At 38.9% G+C, this 6,572-nt stretch carries 7 protein-coding genes and 1 tRNA gene; 1 reads left to right on the plus strand and 7 read right to left on the minus strand.

Annotated features, from left to right (window positions below; genetic code table 11):
• Positions 1 to 131: 131 nt before the first annotated feature.
• The 7 genes from FIB07_18030 to FIB07_18060 form a co-directional block, all read right to left on the minus strand.
• Positions 132 to 203, minus strand: a tRNA-Arg gene (locus FIB07_18030).
• A 27-nt stretch (positions 204 to 230) separates the two neighbouring features.
• Positions 231 to 695: a methylated-DNA--[protein]-cysteine S-methyltransferase gene (locus FIB07_18035; protein NJD54744.1), complete on the minus strand. Its 465-nt coding sequence runs from the start codon at positions 693 to 695 to the stop codon at positions 231 to 233.
• Positions 696 to 769: 74 nt separating this feature from the next.
• The gene (locus FIB07_18040) at positions 770 to 1,387 is read right to left on the minus strand and encodes a hypothetical protein (GenBank protein ID NJD54745.1); all 618 of its coding nucleotides are present in this window, start codon (positions 1,385 to 1,387) and stop codon (positions 770 to 772) included.
• Positions 1,388 to 1,796: 409 nt separating this feature from the next.
• Positions 1,797 to 2,000, minus strand: a complete 204-nt coding sequence (locus tag FIB07_18045; GenBank protein NJD54746.1) for a hypothetical protein — start codon at positions 1,998 to 2,000, stop codon at positions 1,797 to 1,799.
• Positions 2,001 to 2,007: 7 nt separating this feature from the next.
• The gene (locus FIB07_18050; GenBank protein ID NJD54747.1) at positions 2,008 to 3,198 is read right to left on the minus strand and encodes an acyl-CoA dehydrogenase; all 1,191 of its coding nucleotides are present in this window, start codon (positions 3,196 to 3,198) and stop codon (positions 2,008 to 2,010) included.
• Positions 3,168 to 3,356, minus strand: a complete 189-nt coding sequence (locus FIB07_18055) for a hypothetical protein (protein NJD54748.1) — start codon at positions 3,354 to 3,356, stop codon at positions 3,168 to 3,170. Before FIB07_18055 ends, FIB07_18050 begins: the two co-directional genes overlap by 31 nt.
• A 296-nt stretch (positions 3,357 to 3,652) precedes the next feature.
• Positions 3,653 to 4,603 carry a restriction endonuclease gene (locus FIB07_18060; protein NJD54749.1) on the minus strand — a complete coding sequence of 317 codons (951 nt, stop codon included), beginning with the start codon at positions 4,601 to 4,603 and terminating at the stop codon, positions 3,653 to 3,655.
• A gap of 694 nt (positions 4,604 to 5,297) precedes the next feature.
• Here FIB07_18060 and ltrA point away from each other — a divergent pair.
• Positions 5,298 to 6,572, plus strand: coding sequence for a group II intron reverse transcriptase/maturase (ltrA, locus tag FIB07_18065; protein NJD54750.1), 1,275 nt, complete (start codon positions 5,298 to 5,300; stop codon positions 6,570 to 6,572).

The following is a 6,572-nucleotide window of genomic DNA, read 5'->3' on the forward strand; positions in this document are numbered from 1 at the left end:
TAGAAAACTTATCAAGTTACCTAAATTATTTATTAAGGTAATCTGTTTTATACACGTTTAACCTGAATGGACGGGATAGATTTTTCATACGAAGTAATCCTTAAAAAAGGGGAATTGAACTTGAACTGAAACGCCCCGGCTGGGAATTGAACCCAGGTCTTAAGATCCGCAATCTCAAAGGATATCCGCTACCCCATCGGGGCTCTGACCCCACATTCATTTTTGACATATTAAAGGTTATTGGCATATATCTGTTCAAGTTCCAGCAATCTGGTTTTAATATCTATTCCTTCCGAGTATCCGCCAATGCCCTTCTTTGCTACTACCCTGTGGCAGGGAATGATAATGGGGATTGGATTTTTACCAAGTGCATTCCCGACCGCCCGCACTGCCCTGCTGTCTATTTTTTCGGCGAGTTCAGAATAGGTAATTGTTTTACCGTGCTTGATCTTCCTGGTCTCCGCCAGCACTTTTTGTTCAAATGGCGATAGATAGGATATGTCCACATCCGATGAAAAATCAATTGCTTCACCCCCAAAATAGCGTTCTAATTCAAAAGCAGCGTCATGTGTCTTTTTTTCTTTAAGTTGTTTTCCGGGCTCAACAAATCGGAGTGAACGCAATTTTGTACCAGTACCATATTCTATCTCTACATAACGATCAAGAACTTTTGAAAAAATAATGTCCAGAGTCATATGCCATTCAAAATATCCTGTCTTATAATCACATTGATAATACTTCTGGTCGAAAAAATAAAAAGAATAGATCTCTATTTCAGTACTAATTTTACAAATACTGTTACATTGCCTGTCGCACTTACAACACCTGAAAGTCGTTTGTATCCTGTCTTGCTTACAGCATAAGGATGGTCCCCAGGAGCTATATTAGTGAACACTGCTGTTCCTGAACTGTCTGTTTTCATCTTTATACTGTCCATTGAGACAGCTGCGTTCTGAATATTATTAAGACCATCAGTGATCTTGAAAGTCACGGTTACAGCCGGTGCAGGGTAATCGGATGTATTGCCCGGAAAAGTCAGGGCCTTAATTTCGTCGATATTACTGTATGTATCACCGTCTGAGTCTTTTGGCTCTACATTCGTGAGTGCCTGATCAATCGTTAGCGTAGTTGTTGCTCCTGCTGTTAGCGTGGTTGTTGCTCCTCCGATTAATTGGATCTCAACGTCTTGACCATAAAGATTTCTTGCATTACTTCCATAAACATGGCAGATATCACAGGTATCAAGTTTTGTGTTCGCAGTACCGTATTTAGTTTTGAAAGCGTCAAGGTAGTTGCTTACTGCAAGCGCTTCTGGCAATCCTACCAGGGCTATCGCCAAAATTAGTAGTAACCCCAGAGTCACATATTTCCTATTCATCCTATCCATTTTAGTCCTCCAATTTTGATGGGTTTTGATATTTCATCATATATATGTACATAATAATGCATATATAAGTGCGTCGAAAAATTTCAAGGCTATTGCAATGATTAATTGTGACGTAATTTAGCTATGCTTGTATTGGGGTATATGTCCATTAATAATGGACGTCTTATCATAGTGTTGGATTCAGCTTCCCTTAAATTCAGGCTTTCTCTTCTCAAGAAATGCCTTCATTCCTTCCATATGGTCTTAGGAAGCAAAGCACCCTGAAAAGTCCATGATTTCCATCTCAAGGCCCTTCTTTATTTCATGATTCGAATTTATCAATGTTTTTATTAATTTCAAATTTATCGGACTCTTTTGTGCCAGGGTCTGTGCCAGTTCCTTTGCCCTGCCTATTCCTGTGAAGCTATTCTTATATCACAGGCTTTCCCATATTCTCAACATGGGAATAAGAATCTTTACAATCTTCAAGGCTCGTGCCAACTCTTATTTTTGACAGGACTCTTTCCTTTTCTTTGTCTTCCAGAATAACCTTGAAACCATTCTGCGCCGCTACCTGGGCTATTCCCCTGCCCATCGTTCCTGCGCCAATTATTCCTATTTGTCGGATATCCATAACGCTTCTACTCTTTCAAAGCCAGATGGGCTATTAATAATCTCAATATATCGGATGTGCCTTCACCAATAGTAAGCAGCCTTGCATCTCTCCAGTGCCTGTGGATATCATATTCGTCCGTGTACCCATAGCCACCATGTATCTGGATAGCGTTATCGCAGACTTTCAATGCCATTTCAGCGGAAAAAAGCTTGGCCTGGGACGCTTCGGATACAAAGTTTTTTCCATTACCCTTTAAATGGGCTGCATAATATGTCAAAAGCCTGGCAGCATTAATCTGTGTTGCCATATCAGCCAGTTTCTCCTGTATTAGCTGGAATTTCGAAATACTCTCCCCGGATACTTTCCTTTCCCTGCTGTACGAGATTGATTTTTCATATGCAGCCTGGGCTATCCCTATAGCTATTGCCGCGATTGTCAATCTCCCTGAATTAAGGATTTGCTTTGCATATTCAAGTCCTTTCCCTTCTTCCCCGATAAGGTTTCTTTCAGATACTTCACAGTTATCAAGATATACTTCCGATAACCTGTGCCCCCTGAATCCCAGTTTTGGGATGACTCTTACTACATTGAATCCCGCAGTCTTTCGCGGAACAAGAAAACAACAAATACCTTTTTCAGTCCGTGCAAAAACAAGAACATGATCAGCTTCCCCCGGACTTGTAATGAGGGTCTTTGTTCCATTGATTATATAATTATTGCCTGAAAGTGTTGCTGTTGTCCGGATAGATTTTGCATCCGAACCGCAGCAGGGTTCTGTGAGAGCAAAAGCTACGAGGCTTTTTCCCTTTACAAGACCTTTTTCTTTAAGGAACTCGTTTTTCTGTTTTTCACTGCCAAATAATCTTATTCCTTCACAAACCATTCCCTGAACAGACACCTGGAGTGCTGTATTAGGACAGCCTTTTGAAAGAATCTCAATGGCTGCAACATACAGAGGATAAGGAAGTCCAAGCCCGTTATAGTCCTGCGGGAAAGGGATAGCCATAATTCCCTGTTTTTCTATCTTTTCCAGATTCTGTCCTGGGAATATCTTTTCCTCATCAATTCTTACAGCGTCCGGCAGTATTTCTTTTTCAACGAAATCCCCTATTGAACCAAGTATATGATTATATTCCTCTGTAAGATCATATTCCCCTTTATCCGAATTCGAAAAGAGCATTTCAATTATGTTTTTTTGTTCTCTTGTATAAAACATATTACCACTCCAACATCGCTGGTATCCAGGCCGGATCTTTTAAGGGCTTCTGTAATCACAATAGCACCTAATCGTTGCGCTGGGACATCTTTAAATCCAAGGCCGAATTTGCATACTGCCGTTCTCACCCCGCTTACAATAACTGCATTTTCATGCATGAATTTTCTCCCGGATTTTTTTGAATAATTATGAATAAATTAACCCACTCTCTCAGCTTTTAAAGAATTGTTATTGATGATATATCTATCTTTGGATGTTTGGATTCGAAGAATTAATAATTTCATTATAATAAACATGTGTCGGTGATGTACCTTCATTTTTGAAATCAATGCCATTATCAGGGTCTAAAAATACGATCTTGCATTCAGTAAGATTCTGAATACTATCTTTAAGCCATAACTTGGTTATCAAATAACGCGTTTGATAAAATAAAATATTTTTTGGCAAAAAGAAATTATTTCGTGTCAAAATGATCTAATATCTCATCATATGAATGTTCAAACATAAGGATTCCGTTATCTGGCCCACCAAATCCCAATGTGCTAGCGATTGCGAAGGGCCAATTATATTCTTCTGCCATATGACAAATACCTATCAAATGTTCTCGTGTAACTCCGAAAACAGCAGAACCATGTACCCCAGTTCTTTTTAATACCCGCTCAGCAGACTTTTTCGATATGAATAATAATATTCTGCCGCCATGCCAGACGGGGCGAGGTATAAGTATATTGACTATGTTGCCTCCAAGTGAATAATATGTACCTGTATTTTTCCCATCTTCAGTTACTTCCATAATAGTCCAAAATGGATACCCGTGTACACATTCGTCGGGTCTAAGACATTCCGTATGTGCAATCAATAAGCCATACATATTGGGCAATTCATCTTCGGTAATTAACTCAATCCCATTATGTTTTCCTATTTGTCTAGCTTCCTCTTCAAACCCGTTGGTAGATACCATAAAACCACGAATATTATTACAATCTTTGAGCTTAGACACAAACGCGTCCATCATTTCTACAGTTATCCTTTTATTATGATATTTGCATTCGATTGCAACTTTATGAGTTACTCCTGCTATTTTGACTTCATAATAAACATCGAATTTACGTTTAGTTCCCCACTTTCCAATTTCAATATGATTCTTTTCAATCTTTGAATTCCTTAAATACTCGTTTTTTAACAAAGCGGAGTAAACGCTTTTAATATAATCCTCGAGCTCTTGCCCTGCCTCTTCCCACTTAGACGTTTTCTTAGACGTATTTCCTCCTGAGTATATCCTACAACAGACTTCCGATATATTCAACATTATTAAAAAAGATTGGTAATACAGATTTTTCAAAAAAAGTGTCTTTTTTCTGTATTCTCTGAAGTATTTGATAAAAAGAAAGGTATTTTGCCGCATGTAGACAATGCTGAAAAATCATGGTATAAGTTAGATCCCAACAAAGAAATAATGATAATAGAGAACGGAAAACCATATCCATTATCCAAGAGATCATATTTTATAAAGAATATAATCCATCTCTTATCACTGACAGTCAATTATTGTATATAAGCCATTGCGACAAGAAGTTGCATCACAAATTGCAGAATGCCACTCCCTCCATTCGGAGTGACCTTATTATGGCATGCGATTTCAGTAATGAGAAGGTATGAAGCCCATAAGACAATGTAGAGAACTCTGGAAGTCTAATTCAGACAATCCGCTAAGGTAAAAATGCTATGAAGAAACAAATGTTGAACCATTGTAAGAGTCGTAAATACAGACAAGCGAAAATAGACCGATGCGCTTGAACCAAAATGGTACAGAATCAGGCTGTAATGGCTTGGCTCACGTTACAGGGAAATGGACAAACGGTTCTCGGCTCATAGATGGCTTCTAAGGCATTTAGAATTATTTGCGATGCAGAACTTGGTAAGTCCCATGCACTCCCAACTGGTAGGAAACTCCGCAAGGAGTAACGATGGTGCAGAGGATAGAGGATATGATAAAAAGCGAACGTCGGTCAGTAACAGACCGGATAGAGGTTCTTGCCTCAACCTGAAAAGGTGCTAACTTATCATTGGTATTTGATTGTGTGAACGAAGGTAAACCTATGAATGCAAGAAATTCAATTACATCGGAAGATGAGAAGCTTGCAAACAAACAACTGAAAAACCAGTGGAATGATATCGACTGGAAGAAAGTTGAAGAACATGTGAATAGGCTACAGGTCAGAATCACAAAAGCAGTTAAAGAAGGCAAATGGTACTTGGTAAAGAGGTTGCAGTATCTACTAACCCACTCGCACTTTGCGAGACTGTTAGCAACGAGAAACCCTACTCAAAATAAGGGTAAAAGAACGGCAGGGATTGACGGTGAAATATGGTCTTCACCCGAAGCGAAAATGAAAGCCGCTCTCAGTTTAACTGATAAAAAGTATGTGGCAAAGCCATTAAAGAGAGTATACATTGAAAAATATGGGTCAAAGAAAAAACGACCCTTAGGTATCCCGACTATGTACGACCGAGCTATGCAATCACTCTATGCCTTGGCATTAGAACCGATTGCAGAAGCCACGGGGGACAGGACATCGTTTGGCTTCAGAAAATTCAGAAGCACCCACGATGCTTGTCAACAAGTTTTTCACTATCTGTGCAGAGAGAATTCTCCCGTATGGATATTGGAAGGTGATATTAAAGGTTGTTTTGACAATATATCGCACCAGTGGTTAATAAACAATGTCCCGATGGATAAATCAATTCTGAAACAATTTCTAAAAGCCGGTTATGTATTTGACCGCCATCTATTTCCAACAGAGGCAGGAACCCCACAGGGTGGTATTATCTCGCCAATCCTGGCCAACATGACATTGGATGGGATTGAGAACACACTTGCAGATAAATACCTCAAAAGTAGAAGTGGAAGAATAGATAGAAATCATGCCAAATACAAAGTAAATTTTTGTAGATATGCAGATGACTTCATCGTTACTGCAAAAACTGAGGAAATTGCAAGAGAAGTTAAAGAACTGATGAAAAATTTCCTGAAGGATAGAGGTCTGGAACTTTCTGATGAGAAAACATTGATAACCCATATTGATTATGGCTTTGATTTTCTTGGATGGAATTTCAGAAAATATAATGGTAAACTTCTTGTTAAACCGTCGAAGAAATCCATTGATAAAGTTACTGAAAAAATCAGTAACTTAATCGATATTGGAAAAACGTGGAAACAAGAGAAACTGATAGCTGCCCTTAACCCGGTAATAACTGGTTGGTCTAACTATCATCCCGCGACAAGAAACTACATCACAAATTGCAGAAATGCCACTCCTTCCATCCGGAGTGACCTTATTATGGCATGCGTTTTCAGTAATGGAAATGTGTGA

It is taken from the genome of Candidatus Methanoperedens sp. (genome assembly GCA_012026795.1).
GTDB lineage: Archaea > Halobacteriota > Methanosarcinia > Methanosarcinales > Methanoperedenaceae > Methanoperedens.